Below are 18,939 nucleotides of genomic sequence, written 5' to 3'. Positions count from 1 at the left end.
TCGCCGTTGTATCACTGATTAAGCTATCGGGTCCATCTGTCTGATTGAATTGATAACTGAATCAAAAGAATTTACAAAAAAGTAAAAATTTCTTCTGCGATCATTTTAAATATTTTAAAGCTCTTAATTGTGGCCCAAAAAAAAAGCTGCCTGGGATGGCAGCTTTATTTCAACAATATCTTAATAAGTTATTATCCTACTACTTTAACATTGTCTGCTTCAGGTCCTTTTTTACCTTCTTTAATCTCAAATTCTACTGCCTGCCCCTCTTTCAAAGTTCTAAGGCCTGAAGACTGAATGGCTGAATGATGGCAAAAAATATCGTTTCCGCCTCCGTCTGGTGTAATAAAACCAAAACCTTTTGTTTCGTTAAACCATTTTACTGTTCCTGTCATTATATTGTATTTAAATTGATCAGTGAAGATAGTAAATTTTAATAATATGTTGAAAAAAAAATTATATTCTTAGCTTATTTTTTTGAATTTGTTTAAACTTTTTTGTTGGAAAACCGCAAAGGCACCAAGTTTTAAACTGTATGGATGTTTTCAGGCGCAAAAAAAATCAAAGATTTTCAGTAAAAGCTTTATAATAAAAAGTGAGAAATTTTATAGCAGATAAAGTCTTTTCGCCTTAAAATAGCTTTTATAATATCATTTGCACCTTTGCGATTGGCCAACTGTATAAAATATAAGTTTAAACAGATTTTTTCTAACAAAACGAAAAAAAATGACATTCACAATATTATTTAAAGGATTTTTTTATCTTTATACTGATCAAACTAACCTATAAAATATTTAAAAATGAAAAATTTACGTAACAACAAACTTTCAAGAGAACAATTAAAAGGAATTAACGGAAGCGGTATTATTATCGGCGGAAACTGTTCAAACAAGTGCTGCCCGGATGACGGAAGACCAAGATGCCCGAAATTGATATGCCCGGCCGTGGTATGTCCTCAGTATTTGTAAAAAAGAACTTATTTTAAACATAGAGCAGAGTTGATCTGCTCTTTTTGTTTTAAGAGAAATTAGTGTCATACAAAATATCCTGTCCAAACTGAACAGGATATTTGTATTGATATTGCCTTTATTTAAGGTAGGTTTCATAAAGATCTTTTCTGCGGTCATTCATCACCTGAACAGAGCCGTTATGATGGAGATCTTTGAGAAGATTAAGGTCTACGTCTACAATGAGGGTCATTTCGGTGTTGGGAGTTGCTTCTCCTTTTACGCCATTAGACGGGAAGGCAAAATCCGAAGGGGTAAATACGGCAGCCTGCCCAAACTGGATATCCATATTGTTTACACCCGGAAGGTTCCCGACACAGCCTGCAATAGCAACGTAGCATTCATTTTCGATAGCTCTTGCTGCTGCACAGTGACGTACTCTGATATAAGCATTTTGGGTATCGGTAAGATAAGGCACGAAAAGAATTTTCATTCCCTGGTCGGCAAGAATTCTAGGCAGTTCGGGAAATTCTACGTCATAGCAGATCACGAGACCTATTTTTCCGCAGTCGGTATCGAAAACCCTGATCTCGTTTCCGCCTTTCATTCCGTAGTATTTTCTTTCGTTCGGGGTGATGTGGATCTTCCGGTATTCGTCGATACGGCCGTCACGGTGTAAAAGATAACTTACGTTATAGAGATCGTTATGATCACTATCAAAAACAGGCATACTTCCGGAAATGATATTGACATTGTAGCTGATGGCCAGTTCAGAAATTTTATTTTTGATTTCCTCGCTTAATTTAGCCAATTCTATCATACTGTCTCTTTCTGAAAGCTTGTTGAATGGTGCCAGCAAGGGGGTATTGAACAGTTCCGGGAAAAGGACAAAATCGGATTTGTAGTCGCCCATCACATTGACAAAAAATTCTACCTGCTCATAAAAGGCATCAATATTTTTAAAATGTCTCATCTGCCACTGCACAAGTCCCAAACGGATGATGCTGTCCTGCATCGTATTGGGTTTTTTGCTGTAATAGATGTTGTTCCATTGAAGCAAAACGGCATTTTCCAGTGAAGATTCATCTTCGGGAAGATATTTTTTAAGGATCTTGATGGGAAGAAAGTTATTGGAAAGCTGGAAAGACAGTACAGGATCGTAAATTTCCTTATCTCTTACTCTGCGGATGTATTCTCTTGGGGAAAGTTCGTCACTGTATTTATGGTAGTTTGGAATTCTTCCGCCGAGAATAATGGATTTCAGGTTAAGCAGTTCACATAATTCTTTTCTGGCGTCATATAATCTCCTTCCCAGGCGCAGTTCGCGGAATTCAGGATCTACAAAAACTTCAATCCCGTAGAGTACATTTCCCGTGGAAAGATGGGTATTGAACGTATAATTTCCTGTAATATCTACATAAGTGTGATCATCCCCGAACTCGTCATAATTCACAATAATGGAAAGTGCGACAGCGGCCAGTTTTCCGTCTACAGTGATACAGATCTGACCTTTGGGGAATATCCTGGTGAGCTTTTCGATGCTCTTTTTAGACCAAATAGATTCGGACATCTGCGGATAGGCGCGTTTCATTGTTATTACCAGTTCATCATAATCCTGAAGGGTCAGGGCTCTTGTTTCTATTTGCATTGACGTAATTTTACTTAAATTTAGTGAAAAATAATTAGCTGAAAAATTTATTATACAAACATAATCTTAAATGAAAATATACAGTAAGATTCATTCAGTAATCTATTTTTATCATTTTGTATAAACAATTTTCAACTCATATAACAAAAATCCTGCCCTCATAAAGAGCAGGATTATTATTTTAAAACTTCAGTGAGAGTTACTCCCACTCAATCGTTGCAGGTGGCTTGCTTGAAATATCATAAGCTACTCTGTTTATTCCTCTTACTTCGTTGATGATCCTGCTGGATACCGTATCCAGGAACTCATAAGGAAGTCTGCTCCACGTTGCCGTCATAAAGTCGATGGTGTTGGCAGAACGGACTACAGCAGTGTATTCGTAAGTTCTTTCATCTCCCATTACTCCTACTGATTTCACAGGAAGAAGGACTACGAAGGCCTGAGATACTTTTTCGTAAAGGTCGTTTTTGTATAATTCTTCAATGAAAATATCATCAGCTTCCTGAAGAATTTTCACTTTTTCAGCATCTACAGCACCTAATACCCTGATTCCCAATCCGGGACCCGGGAAAGGATGTCTGTGTACCAAATGATGTGGAATTCCCAGCTCCTCACCTACTTTTCTTACCTCATCTTTGAAAAGCTCTCTTAATGGTTCCAGTAATTCAAATTCCATATCTTCAGGAAGTCCGCCTACGTTGTGGTGAGACTTGATCACTGCGGATGGGCCATTCACAGACTGGCTTTCGATAACGTCAGGATAGATGGTTCCCTGGGCTAAGAATTTAGCACCTTCAATTTTATGGGATTCTTCATCAAAAACATGAATAAACTCGTTTCCGATGATCTTTCTTTTCTGCTCCGGATCGTCTACCCCAGCTAATTTTGAAAGGAATCTTTCTTTGGCATCAACCATTTTAATGTTCATATGGAAGTGTTCTCCATAGTTGTCCATTACTTTCTGGCCTTCTTCTTTCCTTAATAAACCTGTATCAACGAAGATGCACGTCAGCTGATCACCGATCGCTTTGTGAATTAAAACCGCTGCTACAGAAGAGTCAACACCTCCTGAAAGTCCGAGGATCACTCTGCTGTCTCCTACTTTTTCACGGATTTCTTCAACTGTTTTTTCGATATAGTTTGTCAGTTTCCAGTTTTTCTCAGCATTACAGATCGCGAAAACAAAGTTTTCAAGCATTTTTCCGCCTTCTTCTGTATGGGAAACTTCAGGATGGAACTGAACGCAATAGATTTTTCTTTCTTCATTTGAAATTGAAGCTATTACACCGGATTTTGCGTTTAATTCAAAACCGGCAGGCAGTTCTCCTACTTCGTCAAAGTGGCTCATCCATACAATTGAATTCTGAGTAACCCCTTTTAACAAAGAACTTTCTTTAATGATATCCAAATGTGCTTTTCCGTATTCTCCTTTTTCACCTTTATGAACTTTCCCGCCCAAAAGATAAGCGGTAAGCTGCATTCCGTAGCAGATTCCCAAAACAGGAACGCCTTGTTCGTACAGTTCTTTTTCTACTAAGTGAGCATTTTCTGCATTCACAGAACTTGGTCCTCCGGAAAGGATAATTCCCTTTGGCTGTCTTGCTAAAATATCCTGTAAGGGTGTATTGAAAGGAAGGATTTCAGAATATACCCCCATTTCACGGATTCTTCTTCCGATAAGCTGGTTGTACTGTGATCCGAAATCTAATATGATAATACCGTTGTTCATTTTATAAATGATAATTGATGATTGATAAATGATAAAAGCTTTAGGCTATAAGCTATAGTCAGTAAGCTTTTGTCCTTTATTTCGCTTACTGCTCTCTCAAGTGTTTTACAAAAAAAGACTTGGAAATGTTCCAAATCTTTTTTCGCGATTTATTTTAAAACTTTCCGATGTCTTCTCTGTAGAATCCGTAATCGAAATGAATGTGGGCTGCATCTTCGTACACTTTTTTGCGGGCATCATCGTAAGTCGCTCCGGTAGCCACCACGTTCAGAACCCGTCCGCCGTTGGAAACTACTTTATCGCCTTTTTTCACTGCTCCTGCATAAAGAAGTTTAGAATGTTTCAGTTTGTCTTCGCCTACAATTTCGTAGCCTGTTTCTATATTCCTCGGGTAACCTCCGGAACACATAACAAGGCAAACTGCTTTTTCGTCTTTAAACTTAAGCTGAATGTCTTTTCCTTCCATACAATCCTGGATAACATCAAGAAGGTTGTTTTCCATTAATGCCATCAATACCTGAGTTTCAGGATCTCCGAATCTCATATTGTATTCAAGAAGATAAGCTCCGTTTTTAGTCACCATCAATCCGAAGAAAATGATTCCTTTAAAGCCGAATCCTTCTCCTTTAAGACCGTTGATGGTAGGCTGTAAGATGTTTTTCTCAAAATCAGCATAGTGCTCCTGGGTAAATTCAGGGCTTGGTGCAACAGATCCCATACCACCGGTATTAGGTCCCGTATCTCCGTTTCCTGCTTTTTTGTAATCTTTTGCAGCCACACAAGGGAAAAGTTTTTCACCGTTTGAGAATGCAATGATGGAAGCTTCAAAACCTTCTAAATATTCTTCAATAACCAGACGGATGCCTGCATCTCCATAAATTCTTCTGATCATGAAGTCGTGGATCGTAGCTTCAGCTTCTTCAAGGTTGTCGCAAATCACAACACCTTTTCCGCCTGCCAGACCGCTTGCCTTCACCACCAAAGGATACTGCTGTGTCTGAACATATTCTTTAGCATCATTATATGAATCAAATACCACAGCCTTGGCTGTCTTGATATCATAGGTCTGCATAAATTTCTTAGAGAAAGCCTTACTTCCTTCCAGGCTTGCTACTTTTTGGTTGGGACCGAAAACTTTAAGATCGTGTTTTTTGAATTCATCCTTCAGCCCTGCTACAAGAGGAGCTTCCGGACCTACGATCGTAAGATCCACCTTTTCTTTAATGGCGAAATCTCTCAGTTCTTTGATCTCTGATAAATGAACATTTTTCCCTATTACATCGGTGGTAGCATTACCGTTAGCAAAAAACATTTTAGAAATTCTCGGGTCATTCTGAAGTTTTGCCGCTAAAGCAGATTCTCTACCGCCTTCACCTATGATTAATATTCTCATACTTTATTTATTATCTAGTCTATTTTACAAATATATAATTTTGAATGCTATAAATACAATCCCCAATTATTTTTAATTCTATTTTAATTAATGTAAAAAATGTCTAACTCCGGTAAACATCATCGGGATACCGTGCTCATTGGCAGCTTCAATACTGTCCTGATCTTTTACACTTCCTCCCGGCTGAATGATGGCTTTGATACCTTCTGCTGCACAGAAATCTACCACATCACGGAAAGGGAAGAATGCGTCAGAAGCCAAAACAAGATCTCCTGTGAATTTTTCTTTTGCTCTTTCGATGGCCTGTTGGGTAGCCCAGATTCTGTTCACCTGTCCGCCACCGATTCCGAAGGCCTGAATACCGTTGGAAACAACAATTGCATTTGATTTTACATACTTCACGACTCTCTGGGAGAAAAGAAGGGCTTTCTTCTGCTCTTCCGAAGGCTGCACCTCAGTTACAACCTTGATATCATCAGAGAAATGAGTGTCATTGTCCTGAACCAGGATACCGCCGTCAATCTTCACCCATGTCTGCTTGTCGGAAACAGGGTTAACGATCTTTATAATTCTCAGGTTTTTCTTTTTTCTTAAAACTTCAAGAGCTTCTTCATCAAATTCCGGAGCCATTACGATCTCAAGGAACGTCTTGTTCAGTTCTTCAGCTGTTGCCGCATCGATCTTGTAGTTCATAGCAACAATTCCGCCAAAAATAGAAACAGGATCACATTCGAAAGTTTTCTGGTAAGTATCGAGTGCTGAAGTTCCGATCGCAACACCACAAGGGGTAGAATGCTTCACGGCGCAACATGCCATTTCTTCTTTGAATTCCGTAACTACTTTCCAGCAAAGGTCCATATCACGAAGGTTATTGAAGGAAAGCTCTTTACCGCCAAGCTGTTCGAAATCTTTCATCGCACCGTTCTCAAACGTAGAAACGTAGTAAGCAGCAGTTTGGTGAGGGTTTTCGCCATATCTTAAGTCAGCTGCCTTTTTATAGGAAGCATTAAGATACGCAGGATATTCTTCATCTAAAAGCATTCTTGAAATAGCACCGTCGTAAGCTGAAGTAAGGTTGAATACTTTTCCTGCAAGCTTTTTACGTGTTTCAATGTACGTGTCACCGTTCTGTTCCATTTCAATTTTTACAGTCGAATAATCTTCAACGTCAGTAATTACTGTTACAGAATCAAAGTTCTTAGCGGCAGAACGAAGCATTGAAGGACCTCCGATGTCGATGAATTCTACCTTTTCGTGTAAGGAAATGTCTTTGTTTACATTTTCAAAGAAAGGGTAAAGGTTTACGATCACCATGTCGATCAGATCAATTCCGTGTTCCTGAACGGTTCTCATGTGTTCTTCATTGGAACGAACTGCTAAAAGACCTCCGTGCACTTTCGGGTGAAGGGTTTTCACTCTTCCGTCCAGCATTTCAGGGAAATTGGTCACCTCATCGATCTGAATCGGATTTAAGCCAGCGTCTTTCAAATGTTTGAACGTTCCTCCTGTAGAAATCAACTCATAATTCCGGGCTTCCAGGAACTGAGCGAACTCGATCAATCCGCTTTTGTCAGAAACACTGATTAAAACTCTCTTTTTACTCATTTTACTTTCAATTTTTTACTTTTCACAGCTATTTCAAACTGTAAACCGGGTCTTTCACCTCCGGTTTTACTTTATTTTACTTAGATTTTTTGCTTTTTTTCGAAATATTTAAAATCTAAATGTGTTTTCTTATGTTCTGTTTGTCATGCCGGAAGCGTCTTAACATGTTTAGATTCCTACGTAATGACCAATTGAATGTTGCTTTTTAACGCAAAGAGCGCTAAGTTCTTTTATTAATGCTGAATGTTTTTTTGTCCTCAAGGGCGTTTCACTCAGCGAAGGGTGAGTATTTTAAAACCACCCCGTCAAAAATTCTTTGAATTTTTGACACCTCTCCAAGGGAGGGAAATTTAGATCCTACGAATTGTTTCCCAAGACCTTGTTGATTGCTTTTGGAAATATTTCATATTCAATATGGTGTACTTTCTCTGCTATTGTTTCCGGGGTATCATCTGCTGTTACTTCAAATGATTTTTGAAGAATGGCTTCTCCTTCATCAATTCCCGGAGTTACAAAATGTACGGTTGCCCCGCTTTCTTTTTCTCCGGCTTCAATAACGGCATTGTGAACATGCATGCCCCACATCCCTTTTCCTCCGAATTTCGGAAGCAGTGCCGGGTGGATATTGATGATTTTACCGTCCCAGTTCTCACAGAATTCAGGTTTCAGGATGGATAGGAATCCTGCCAACACGATCAGATCTGTATCTTTTGGAATTACTCTCCCCAATTCACTGCTGAAATTCTTTCCTCTTGGAATGAGAACGTTTTCTATATTGTGATTTTTGGCTCTTTCCAATCCGTAACATTCTCTGTCTGCAACGACTAAAGATACTTTTGCGTTTTGGATTTCTCCATTATCAATGGTATCAATAATTCTCTGAAGATTGGTTCCTGAACCAGAAACTAAAATGACTATATTTTTCATTTTTATTTTGTGAGCCTTGTCAAGGTTTAAAACCCTGACAAGGCTTTGACTGTTATTAACTAGCCCCGATTGCAGCGGCATCCTTTTTCGTGGAGGCCGGAGCGAAGCGGAGGCCGTAACGAAAAAGATATAGCGGAAAGCGGGATTAAGCTCCTAAAATTTTAAATCTATTTTTTCGCTTCCTTCTGTAATTTCTCCGATTTCGTAAGCATCATCCAGAAGATGCAATACTTTTTCAGCATGGTCTGCATCTGTAACAATGACCATACCTACTCCCATATTGAAAGTTCCGAACATTTCTTCACGGGGTACACCGCCTCTTTTTTCCAGTTCAACCATAACGCCAGGAATTTTAATCTTCGCAGCATCTATGGAAGCACATAATCCTTCAGGAATGATCCTAGGAACATTCTCGTAAAGGCCACCACCTGTAATATGGGCAATACCACAAACTTTTACTTCTTCCAACACTTTATGAATGTCTTTGTAGTAAAGTCTTGTAGGCACTAAAAGGGTTTCATATAAAGGTTTTCCTTCAAATTCTTCATGGAAGTCCGGAAATACTTTTCTTACCAATGAGAATCCGTTGGAGTGGAATCCTGAGCTTGGAAGGGCAATAATTTTATTTCCTGCCTTGATACCGGAACCGTCAATGATCTGGTCCTTTTCTACGATTCCTACACAGAATCCTGCAACATCATAATCTCCAGGCTGGTACATTCCCGGCATTTCAGCAGTTTCTCCACCGATCAGTGCACAGTTGTTGTCTTTACATGCTTTTACCATTCCAAGAACAATCTCCGCAGCGATTTCCGAATCAAGTTTTCCGCAAGCCAGATAATCCAGGAAGAATAACGGTTTTGCTCCGTGGCAAAGGATATCATTGGCACACATGGCGAAACAGTCGATACCGATAGAGTCGTACTGTTTGGTATCCAAAGCTACTTTCAGCTTGGTTCCCACTCCGTCTGTTCCTGAAACCAGCACAGGATTTTTATATCCTCCGATCTCATAGAAAGCTCCAAAACTCCCCAAATGGTTCAATACATTTGAGTTGTGGGTTTCGCCTACTGCTTTTTTGATCTTGTCAACCGTTTTGTATCCTTCTTCTTTGTCTACGCCTGCTGATTTGTAAGTGTTGCTCATGCTTAATAATTTTATTAATGTAGCAATGTAGTCAGTTTAACAATGCAACAATCATCTTGTTTGGAAAACCAAAAAACTGGTACATTGGTATATTGATACATTTTATTTCTATAATTACTTTTTATATCGATTTTAGAAAATAAAAAAGCCGACAATCTTGGTAGATTATCGGCCGGTATTTTATCTCAGAATTTCAGAGCCCACAGTTTTCCCTTTCTCTGAGAAACATTCTTTAAAAGTGGTCTGAATTTTCATCTTTTTCTTTTTGCAAAAATAGTAATTTTAAATTAATATTCAAATTCTATTTTTCAAGGATGGTTTCAATGGCTGCAATCTTTTTGATTTTGTCCTTTAATTCACTGTCTTTCTCTTCATTAGAAATCTTCTGTACCGCTTTATCAAAGTTGTCATTAAAGAAAGGAAGTGAAAAAGTTTCTACAATATTTCCACCGTGGAAAGGGAAACGCTTCGATGCGGCTTCTAAAACGCCGGCTCCGCCTCTTGCTCCTGGAGCGGTAGACATGAGTAACATGGGCACTTCATTCCATACTGTTCTGTCCTTGATTCTCGATACCCAGTCGAACACATTTTTGAATGCTGTAGAGTATGTTCCGTTATGCTCAGGTAATGAAACCAAAAGAACATTTGCTCCGTCAATTTTTGATGCAAAATCGTGGGCTTCCTGAGGAATACCACCAGCCAGCTCTCTTTCATGCTTATAAATTGGCATTTCGAAAGGATTCAAGTCTACCACCTCCGCTTCTGCATTTTCAAAAAGTGATGATGCGTAAGCTACTAACTGTCTGTTCATTGAAGCATCAGAATTGCTTCCCGCTATTGCTAAAACTTTCATTTACTGTATATTTTTTAATCTATTGATTATTCTTTGTCTTTATTTTTAACAAAAAGACCGCAAAGGCTTTTTTGATAACCTAATGTTATTTTTACGAACATAGAAGCGTCAACATCCGGTAAGATGACAAAAAATATATTCTATTTGTTATTTTAAATAAGCAGGGAGTTCCATCGGCACTTCCATTAACAGGATTTCAGCATCTTCTACTGCTTCAATATTAAAGCTCTGGGTATCCCAGATTCCCAATCCGTCTCTTTCATTCAATATCCTGTCTCCTACTTTGGCACTTCCCTTTAAAACAAAGGCATACACTCCATTGTCTTTTTTATTAAGCATATAGTTTTTTCCGTTTCCTGCCTTGAAGTTAGCCAGATTGAACCAGGCATCCTGATGGATCCAAACTCCGTCATCATTTTTGTTTGGGGATAAGATCTGCTGGAACCCGTTGATTTTTTCGCCTTCTTTGATGCTTTTCTGGTCGTATCGCGGTTCAACGTTCTGTTCTTTAGGAAAAACCCAGATCTGCAGAAATTTTACTGCCTCATCTTTATTTTTATTGTATTCGCTGTGCATTACACCTGTTCCTGCGCTCATTACCTGGATCTCTCCTTTTTTGATAACGGCAGTGGTTCCTATTGAATCTTTGTGTTCCAAATCTCCTTCCAAAGGAATTGATATAATTTCCATATCCCTGTGAGGGTGTGTCCCGAATCCCATTCCCTGTGAAACGGTATCGTCGTTCAATACTCTCAATACCCCGAAATTCATTCTGTCTTTGTTCTGATAATTGGCAAAGCTGAATGTGTGGTAACTGTTTAGCCAGCCGTGGTCTGCATGGCCTCTTGAATCTGCTTTATGATATACTGTTTTCATACTGTGATTATTTATAGTACAAATGTAGGGATATAGGGTATTGGAAATGTTGATGTAGGTTAAGAAAGGATTTTGGGCTTTGGCTGAAGTGAAATATAATTGTTTTGATTAAACGCAAAGACATCAATTTATTCCTGCTCTTCTGTTTTAAGGTACTATGATTTTATTGAAGATAAAATTGATTGTGCTATGTTTTTTATCTCTCGCTGATTTGGCAGATTGTGCAGATTTATAAGTGTGGATATCTGTAAGATCTGTGGGAGAACACATTACACAAGATTTATTTTTCTAAAGGCACAACAGATCAGCCGTGAATTTTAGGTTTAGCTAAAGCCTTACGTGCCTTTCCCTTCTTTTACGGAGTTCCAAAAATATGTTTACGAGGTCTTCACCCCAGTCTTTCAAGATTAAATTAAGTTGTTAAGATTATTAAGTTTTCTGATTATAGTAAATTAAAAGCGGATTTGAATTGATCCGCTTTTGTTATTTTAAAAAGCCTCTTTTATTTTAGAGTTTCTTTTTAAATAGAAAAGCAAAACGCAAATGAGAATCATACAAATGATGGTTGAATTGTTAATAGTGAATTTTTATAATGGCCATTGACAATTTTAATATGTCCTTTTGTCTTGAAACAAAAGGACCAAAAGTTCAAGACTGGAATCTTCCGCTAAAAATAATTTCTGTTCACTAAAAATTCTAAAACTTGCGCGAATTCAATATGAGTTCTTCGATTCAGGATTTGTGTCGCGCTTCAAACAGTAGAATTTTCTTAACGCTCTCAGAACTTATTTTCTTAACGCTACAGCTTCCCTGGTCATTAAAAAACGATGGTGTAAAGCCCGCTCCTATTGAATTAAAAGGCTTCTTTTATTTTAGAGTTTCTCTTTAAATAGAAAAGCAGAACACAGATGAGGATCATGCATACGATGAGAAATTGGAAAATAACTGTCGTTTCTTTAGAAAAACTGCCTAAAACATTAGTGATAATTCCTGTTCCGATTTGGTTGGCTGCCATCAAAAATCCGGATACTAAAACGGACAACGTTGGAAATTCTACCGTTCCCCAGCCAATAGATCCCGGAAATATACTTCCCATGAAAAATCCGATCAGGAACATCATTAATATTATGATACTTACGTTGGGGTAGATTAATAAAAGTAAGAGCAATCCTGCAACAATTAAAGGTGAGAATAGGAATAGGTAAGACAGATCGTTATTTTTTGAGAAAATTCCGAAAAGCAGACGGTTTAAAGCTATTCCGCCCCAGAATAATGACAGTCCCAAACTCGCTTTATTATTATCCAATCCTTGATTTTTAAGAATTATCGCTCCAAAACTTCCGAAAGTTCCTTCAATAAAGCCGTACAGAACGATTGCGATAAAGAAAATCCACAACTTGGATGGAATTTTAAAGTGTTTGGGAAGCTCGAAAAACGTTCCTTTTTCCAGTTTTAAAAATAAAAAAAGGACAAAAATTATTGAAACTAAAACAAAGATACTTACAGGAACGTACATCCAGTTTTTTACATTTCCAATTAAATTCATCATCATTGGAGAAGTTGAAGTTCCCAGTCCGACTAAAAACTGTAATATTAAGATCGCAGAAGATTTATTATTTTCAAATAAACTTGCGGCTAAAGGATTTAAAGTTGTGATTGACAGTCCAAAACCCGAACCCGTGAACGCCACCAGAATCATTAAAACCGGAAACAGCAACGATTTATCATTCATGAAAAACTGAAGCATCCACAAAATTCCTGTTGAAGTAATCATTAATAATAATCCGGCCACCAAAATGATCTTCGGACCGAATTTATTCACCAAAAAAGGAGCTCCTAAACACGAAATGATAATACAAATCACCTGCGGAATGAATAAATTCCCGAACTGCGAAGATGAAAGCCCAAAAAGCGAAGAATCTGTGAAAGCCGTTCCCAGAGCTGGAAACACGACAAAATTAACTCCCGTAAAGAAAGCTAATAAAAAGATGATGACGATTTGAACTATTCTGGAATTCATGATTTCAGAACATTATTTTTAAGATGATCTCCCACCTTTAAAGCCATTGCAATAATTGTCAAGGCAGGATTTACAGCTCCGCTTGAGACGAAAAATCCGCCATCGACAATGTACAGATTTTCTAAATCGTGCGCTTTACAATTGGGATCTACCACCGAAGTTTTGGGATCAAGTCCCATTTTTGTGGTTCCGTTTTGATGGGCAGGTGACGCGATATCCATTCCTTTGCTGAAATAAATTCCTTTAAATAAAAAGCTTTCAAATTTACCGGAAGCTTTGAGGGCTTTAATGAGTTCCGCTTTTAACAATGCATGTCCTTTTTCATTATTTGGGCTGTAAGTGATTTTAATTTGTCCGTTTTCAACCGTTACTCTATTTTCAGGATCAGGGAGATCTTCTGAGGTCAGCCAAAAATCTACGGCGTGTTGTGCCATTAATTCAAACGTAAAACCGGGTGCGGCAACGGGGCTGTCTGCTTTGATCTGATGCTCGTCCGATTTTCCGAGCATCTGGATGTGTCCCAGCGGAAATTCATAATCTTTACTGGCGTGGTAAAAATCATTAATTCCGAATGTTTTTCCGAATTTTGTATGATTGGATTCTGTGTATAATGCGACCAATGCGGTGTTTTGATGAAACATATAATTTCGCCCGACCTGATCTGAAGAATTAGCAAGTCCATTGGGGAATTTATCATTTTCACTTTCTAAAAGAAGTGCAGCAGAATTGATTGCACCTGCCGAAAGAACAATCAAATCTGAGGTCAGGGTTTTTGTTTCACCATTTTGTTCAACAACAATATCGGTGATCTTGGTTCCATCTTCGTTTGTATTTAATCGCAACACTTTTGTATTGACCATTAATTCTACATTCGGATATTCCAATGCTTTTGTTAATGAACAAAGATGGGCATCGCCTTTTCTTTCGGCTGCATCGGGAAAACCATCGAAACGGTCTAATGTGTAAGGTGCATTTGCGGTTTCATGAGGTTTAAAATTAACTCCGACCGGTAAATTAAACGGATGCCATCCGTAATTAATCAATTCATCAACAACTTCCTGAATTCTCGGCTCATGCGGTAAGGGCGGATTCGGATAAGGCTCAGAATCAAAAGGTTCGGTAGGATCTGAGCCTCTTTTACCATGAACGTGAAACAGCTTTTCTGCTTCGAGATAATAATCCTTCAAATCCTGATATTGAATGGGCCAAGCCGGAGAAATTCCGCCATAATGCTGTATTTCTTTAAAGTCCTCTTCTCTCAAACGAAATAAAGCGGCTCCGTAAAATTTGGTATTTCCGCCGACGTTGTAATGCATTCCGGGACGAAAAGGTTTATTGTGTTTATCAAGCCACAAATCTGTCGTTGTATATCTGTTTTTCTCGAAAACTTCTACAGAATCCCAGTTTTCTTTTTCTACGGGCACAAAATCTCCCCTTTCAATGACAAGGATTTTTTTTCCTGTATCTGCCAGCCGATAAGCCATTGTTGCGCCTCCTGCTCCGCTTCCTATTATAATGATATCGTACATTTTTCTTAATTTGATCCATCTAAATTAAAGATTTAAAACTTTGACGAGCTTAATAAAAAATTAAATTTCAATAGATTGTGTGAATAGATATTGAAAAATGGTATCGTAAATAATATGAAATTTGATATATGAGTTTGGGCTAAAGCCTTCGTTGGGATTCATGAAAAAGCGGGCTAAAGCCCGCTCCTATTGATGTTTAAAAATTTTGGTTAATCTTAATGAATTTTTAGTATTGATTCTATTAATTCTTCAAGAAGGGGAATTTTGAGTATTATCAAAACCCTAATTCCTAAAAATTAAAAATGTACCTGCTGAATTTCCTCTTCGATTTCTTTCGGTGTTTCGTCTTCTGATTTAATGAAAATCATGGTAACGACTGCTCCGATCAGCATACAAACACCACCGACCACTACATAATCCATTGCCTGATTTCCGAAAATATTGCTTACGATCGGACCGCCGAAAATTCCGTTAATAATTTGTGGAATGACAATAAAAAAGTTGAAAATCCCCATATAAACTCCCATTTTCCTTTGCGGAATCGAGTCAATTAGCATCGCATAAGGCATTGCTAAAATGCTTGCCCAGGCAAAACCCAAGCCGACCATTGAAATCCAGAGATTGTTGATATCTTTAATGAAATACATTGAAATCAAGCCCAATCCGCCACAAGTTAAAGCTAATGCGTGCGTTTGTTTTTTACCTATAAATTTAGCAATCGGCGTCAAAGCAAAAGCAAAGAAAATGGCGTAGAAATTATAGCTTCCGAATAAACTTCCCGTTAAATCTCCAGCTTTATTAAACTCTGCGGAATGTGTATCATCAGGCGAAAGCATGAAATGATGAGTCGCCAAAGCACTTGTCGTAAAAACCCACATCGTAAACAAAGCAAACCAGGAAAAAAACTGTACAATTCCCAATTTCTTCATTTGAGAAGGAGCATTTTTAAAATCTTTAAAAATATCTGAGAATTTCGATTCATTTTTTACGATTGGTTTTCCGCCTTCAAACGAGGCAAATTCTTCCGGTGAATATTCCTTGGTGGTGATAATTGTGTATAAAATTGATAAAATTAAAACCGCCGCGCCGATGTAAAAGGCATAAATTACATTATCTGCCACAAAGCCTTTTGGAGCAACGTTTGAAACGCCCCATTTTGTTAACCAATTCGGTAAATCAGAACCGATAACTGCCCCGATTCCTATTAAAATAGTCTGAACGGAAAACCCGATTGTTGCCTGATGTTTTGGAAGCATATCTCCCACCAAAGCACGGAAAGGTTCCATTGCAACATTGATGGAAGCATCCATCATGGCCAGAAAAATTACCGCCAACAATAACACATTGGCCGCCATCATTTGGGTTGCAGAAGCTGCATTTGGAAGCATAACCAAACCAATCGCGCACAAAACTGCACCAATTAGAAAATAAGGCTTTCTTCTGCCAAGCGGACTCCAGGTGTGGTCGCCCATATGACCAATGATCGGCTGAACAATCAAACCTGTAATTGGAGCAACCAGCCAAAACCATGATAATTCGTGCACATCTGCTCCGAAATTAGCTAAAATCCTACTCGCATTTCCGTTTTGTAAACCGAAAGCCATCTGGATTCCCAAAAATCCCATGCTCATATTAATGATCTGGGCCATAGAAAGATTCGGTTTTTTTCTTCCTGAAAGTGAACTGTGTGACGGCTCCATTATTCTGATCTTAATTTTTCGATTAATACATCTTCAATCTTAGTTTTTTCCACAACCACTTTATCCACAATTTCATTGGGAACGGTTACAGAAAGAACATACTGCTTCACTTTCCAAACTCCGCTGATTTTTTCAACGACCCCTGAACCGCGACAGATTTTCATTTGAGTATCCAATAATTCGTCAAACCAGGCCAGTTTTCCGTCTTTGCTGAAATAGATATTTCTTTTAAGGGAAGTGAAATTCCAGGTTTTCTTTTTATCAAAATAAGGTTTTGCCCAAACCATAAAAGCTTTTTTATCCCAAACTTCTGTGGCATCTGTTCCTATAAATGTGGATTCGTCGGCATAAAAATTAAAATAAGCCGTAAAATCAGCTTTGGCGGCAGCGATATTGAAATCATCCAGCATTTTGCTGATTTCTGTTTTTTCTTTTTCAAATTTTGACTGAGCTGATAGGGTTGTAAAGCTCCATACAAATAAGATGAAGGTAAATAATATTGTAGTTTTTTTCATGTTTAAATTAATTTTAACGCAAAGTTTTTCTTTTTACTACTAAGCTTTTTTAAGTTCGCAAAGGCATTTCACTCAGCAAATTTCAAAGGAGAAGTATGTGTGCTGTTTATTTTAATTCGATAACCATCGAAGTTTTTGAGGGTATTGTCAAACTATTTTGTAAAGTCAGTTCTTTTCCTGAAATGATATCTTTTCCTTTTTTTATGTTACTCAAAGATTCAGCAAAACGTTTTAAATCTAAAGACTGTTCTTTTTCATTATTGTTAATTACCACCATCACACTCTCTTTTTCATTGTAGCGGAAATAGACATATACATTATTTTCGGGTGCAAAATGCTTTGTTTTTCCGGTATGAATAACAGGTTTATTTTTTCTCCAGTTCAAAAGTTTTTTTGTAAAATCAAAATAATCTTTCTGAACACCTGTTCTGCCGCTTTCGGTAAAGGCATTTTGCTTATCGTCTTTCCATCCTCCGGGAAAATCTCTGCGGATATCTCCGTCTCCAACTGTTTTGCTGCCCTGCATTCCTATTTCGTCTCCGTAATAAATTTGTGGAATTCCTCTCATTGTGGCAATCATTGAAAGCACAAGTTTATACTTTCCAATATCACCTTTAAAGGCATCATTTATCCTATTGACATCATGGTTTCCTACTAAAATCAAGAGGTTATTGATATCGGGGTATAAAAAATCGTTGGTCAGCACATCATAAACTCTCACGAGTCCTTTATCCCATTCTTCTTTTGATTCGTTAACTGCAGTTGCCATGATATCGTGTAACGGAAAATCCATGACAGAAGGTAAATATGAATTGAATCCTTCAATCGCTCCAACTTTACTGTCTTTCTGCCAATAGGCAATATGAGCAGGACTGTGCATCAGTGTTTCTCCTACGATATTAAAACCAGGATATTCATTCATTACACGTTTTGTCCATTGGGTAACGCCTTCACGGTTATTATACGGATAGGTATCAACACGGATTCCGTCGAGATTGGCAGCTTCCGTCCACCAAATTGCATTTTGAACCAAATAATTGACTACTAATGGATTACTGTCATTCATATCCGGCATCGTAGTATCGAACCAGCCATTGACACATCCTTCTATATCTGATTTTGATGCATTGGGATCAAAATGTGCAGCCTGTCTGTAATTGCTTCTTTTGAATCCTTTTTCACCATCATTCCAGTAATGAATCCAGTCTTTGGAAGGCAGATCCTGTATCATCCAATGATGCAGCCCCCAATGGTTCGGGACAAAATCCATAATGAGCTTCATATCTCTTTTGTGAAGCTCATCGGAAAGACGGAAAAAATCTTCATTGGTCCCAAAACGTGAATCTATTTTATATAAATCACTTGAGGCATAGCCGTGGTAAGAATAGGTTTTCTCATTATCCTCAGTTAATGGAGTCGACCAAAATGTGGTAGCCCCCAGTTCTTTTATATAATCCAGATTCTGAATAATCCCCTGTAAATCTCCGCCGTGTCTTCCACCGTCAAAATTTCTGTCGGCTTTTTCAAAAACATCGGGCTGGCTATCATTTTTAGGATTTCCGTTCGCAAAACGATCCGGAACAACAAGATAAATCACATCTGAACTGCTAAATCCTTTTCGACCGGCAGAATTTGCATTTCTCTGTTTCAGTTCGTAAGGATAAGAATCAATGATTTTGTTTTTATTTTTGATATTGATTTTAAATTTCGGAACATTGATCTCACTTGTGTTTACCGTAAGAAAAACATAGTTTGGATTTTCAACTTTCTGAATATTTTTCACTTTGATTCCGTCTGAAAGCTCAATGTCATTACCGGCGATATTTTTTCCGTATACTAAAATCTGAAGCTCAGGATTTTTCATTCCTTTCCACCAAAAGGCAGGTTCTACTTTCTGAATCTGGGAAAAAGCGACAGAAGCTGCTGAAAGGGCAAAAATTGTGTATATTTTTTTCATTTGTAATTGTATTCTGATTTAAAAACCTTACAGAAAAGCTTTATCTGTAAGGTCTTATAAGTTTTGGCTAAAGCTGTTCTACATTTCGTTTATT

At 37.9% G+C, this 18,939-nt stretch carries 15 protein-coding genes; 1 reads left to right on the top strand and 14 read right to left on the bottom strand.

What is annotated here, in order from left to right:
- Window positions 1-191 precede the first annotated feature (191 nt).
- Complete coding sequence (locus IX38_RS14945) at window positions 192-398, bottom strand: cold-shock protein (protein WP_034706311.1); 207 nt, start codon at window positions 396-398, stop codon at window positions 192-194.
- 402 nt (window positions 399-800) lie between these two features.
- On the opposite strand from IX38_RS14945, the gene IX38_RS23045 reads away from it, so the two are divergent.
- Complete coding sequence (locus IX38_RS23045) at window positions 801-968, top strand: hypothetical protein (protein WP_165570742.1); 168 nt, start codon at window positions 801-803, stop codon at window positions 966-968.
- Between the two features lie 118 nt (window positions 969-1,086).
- Here IX38_RS23045 and IX38_RS14940 read toward each other — a convergent pair whose 3' ends face one another.
- The 13 genes from IX38_RS14940 to IX38_RS14880 form a co-directional block, all read right to left on the bottom strand.
- Complete coding sequence (locus IX38_RS14940; protein ID WP_034706310.1) at window positions 1,087-2,595, bottom strand: carbon-nitrogen hydrolase family protein; 1,509 nt, start codon at window positions 2,593-2,595, stop codon at window positions 1,087-1,089.
- 199 nt (window positions 2,596-2,794) lie between these two features.
- Window positions 2,795-4,324 carry a glutamine-hydrolyzing GMP synthase gene (gene guaA / locus IX38_RS14935; protein ID WP_034706309.1) on the bottom strand — a complete coding sequence of 510 codons (1,530 nt, stop codon included), beginning with the start codon at window positions 4,322-4,324 and terminating at the stop codon, window positions 2,795-2,797.
- A gap of 154 nt (window positions 4,325-4,478) precedes the next feature.
- On the bottom strand, window positions 4,479-5,717 hold the full coding sequence (gene purD, locus IX38_RS14930) for a phosphoribosylamine--glycine ligase (protein WP_034706308.1): 1,239 nt from the start codon (window positions 5,715-5,717) through the stop codon (window positions 4,479-4,481).
- Between the two features lie 87 nt (window positions 5,718-5,804).
- Window positions 5,805-7,322, bottom strand: coding sequence for a bifunctional phosphoribosylaminoimidazolecarboxamide formyltransferase/IMP cyclohydrolase (purH, locus tag IX38_RS14925; protein WP_034706305.1), 1,518 nt, complete (start codon window positions 7,320-7,322; stop codon window positions 5,805-5,807).
- Between the two features lie 357 nt (window positions 7,323-7,679).
- Window positions 7,680-8,249, bottom strand: a complete 570-nt coding sequence (gene purN, locus IX38_RS14920; protein WP_034706303.1) for a phosphoribosylglycinamide formyltransferase — start codon at window positions 8,247-8,249, stop codon at window positions 7,680-7,682.
- Window positions 8,250-8,402: 153 nt separating this feature from the next.
- Window positions 8,403-9,395, bottom strand: a complete 993-nt coding sequence (gene purM, locus IX38_RS14915; protein ID WP_034706302.1) for a phosphoribosylformylglycinamidine cyclo-ligase — start codon at window positions 9,393-9,395, stop codon at window positions 8,403-8,405.
- Between the two features lie 301 nt (window positions 9,396-9,696).
- Window positions 9,697-10,248, bottom strand: a complete 552-nt coding sequence (locus IX38_RS14910) for an NADPH-dependent FMN reductase (protein ID WP_034706300.1) — start codon at window positions 10,246-10,248, stop codon at window positions 9,697-9,699.
- A 147-nt stretch (window positions 10,249-10,395) separates the two neighbouring features.
- On the bottom strand, window positions 10,396-11,124 hold the full coding sequence (locus IX38_RS14905) for a pirin family protein (protein WP_034706298.1): 729 nt from the start codon (window positions 11,122-11,124) through the stop codon (window positions 10,396-10,398).
- A gap of 853 nt (window positions 11,125-11,977) precedes the next feature.
- On the bottom strand, window positions 11,978-13,144 hold the full coding sequence (locus IX38_RS14900; protein ID WP_034706296.1) for an MFS transporter: 1,167 nt from the start codon (window positions 13,142-13,144) through the stop codon (window positions 11,978-11,980).
- Window positions 13,141-14,673, bottom strand: coding sequence for a GMC oxidoreductase (locus IX38_RS14895; RefSeq protein ID WP_034706295.1), 1,533 nt, complete (start codon window positions 14,671-14,673; stop codon window positions 13,141-13,143). Before IX38_RS14895 ends, IX38_RS14900 begins: the two co-directional genes overlap by 4 nt.
- A gap of 296 nt (window positions 14,674-14,969) precedes the next feature.
- On the bottom strand, window positions 14,970-16,373 hold the full coding sequence (locus IX38_RS14890) for an MFS transporter (protein WP_034706294.1): 1,404 nt from the start codon (window positions 16,371-16,373) through the stop codon (window positions 14,970-14,972).
- Window positions 16,373-16,888, bottom strand: a complete 516-nt coding sequence (locus tag IX38_RS14885; protein ID WP_034706292.1) for a nuclear transport factor 2 family protein — start codon at window positions 16,886-16,888, stop codon at window positions 16,373-16,375. Before IX38_RS14885 ends, IX38_RS14890 begins: the two co-directional genes overlap by 1 nt.
- Window positions 16,889-16,994: 106 nt before the next feature.
- A complete protein-coding gene (locus IX38_RS14880) occupies window positions 16,995-18,845 on the bottom strand; it encodes a glycoside hydrolase family 13 protein (protein WP_034706289.1) in 1,851 nt (616 codons plus the stop codon).
- Window positions 18,846-18,939 lie beyond the last annotated feature (94 nt).

Source organism: Chryseobacterium luteum (genome assembly GCF_000737785.1).
Taxonomy (GTDB): domain Bacteria; phylum Bacteroidota; class Bacteroidia; order Flavobacteriales; family Weeksellaceae; genus Chryseobacterium; species Chryseobacterium luteum.
The sequence above is the reverse complement of the archived record's forward strand: the minus strand, read 5'-3'. Positions and strand labels throughout refer to the sequence as shown.

Bases quoted from the DNA above. Each gene is read 5' to 3' on its own strand.
- IX38_RS23045 (WP_165570742.1), top strand. From the start codon at position 801: ATGAAAAATTTACGTAACAACAAACTTTCAAGAGAACAATTAAAAGGA.
- IX38_RS14940 (WP_034706310.1), bottom strand. From the start codon at position 2,595: ATGCAAATAGAAACAAGAGCCCTGACCCTTCAGGATTATGATGAACTG.
- guaA (WP_034706309.1), bottom strand. From the start codon at position 4,324: ATGAACAACGGTATTATCATATTAGATTTCGGATCACAGTACAACCAG.
- purD (WP_034706308.1), bottom strand. From the start codon at position 5,717: ATGAGAATATTAATCATAGGTGAAGGCGGTAGAGAATCTGCTTTAGCG.
- purH (WP_034706305.1), bottom strand. From the start codon at position 7,322: ATGAGTAAAAAGAGAGTTTTAATCAGTGTTTCTGACAAAAGCGGATTG.
- purN (WP_034706303.1), bottom strand. From the start codon at position 8,249: ATGAAAAATATAGTCATTTTAGTTTCTGGTTCAGGAACCAATCTTCAG.
- purM (WP_034706302.1), bottom strand. From the start codon at position 9,395: ATGAGCAACACTTACAAATCAGCAGGCGTAGACAAAGAAGAAGGATAC.
- IX38_RS14910 (WP_034706300.1), bottom strand. From the start codon at position 10,248: ATGAAAGTTTTAGCAATAGCGGGAAGCAATTCTGATGCTTCAATGAAC.
- IX38_RS14905 (WP_034706298.1), bottom strand. From the start codon at position 11,124: ATGAAAACAGTATATCATAAAGCAGATTCAAGAGGCCATGCAGACCAC.
- IX38_RS14900 (WP_034706296.1), bottom strand. From the start codon at position 13,144: ATGAATTCCAGAATAGTTCAAATCGTCATCATCTTTTTATTAGCTTTC.
- IX38_RS14895 (WP_034706295.1), bottom strand. From the start codon at position 14,673: ATGTACGATATCATTATAATAGGAAGCGGAGCAGGAGGCGCAACAATG.
- IX38_RS14890 (WP_034706294.1), bottom strand. From the start codon at position 16,373: ATGGAGCCGTCACACAGTTCACTTTCAGGAAGAAAAAAACCGAATCTT.
- IX38_RS14885 (WP_034706292.1), bottom strand. From the start codon at position 16,888: ATGAAAAAAACTACAATATTATTTACCTTCATCTTATTTGTATGGAGC.
- IX38_RS14880 (WP_034706289.1), bottom strand. From the start codon at position 18,845: ATGAAAAAAATATACACAATTTTTGCCCTTTCAGCAGCTTCTGTCGCT.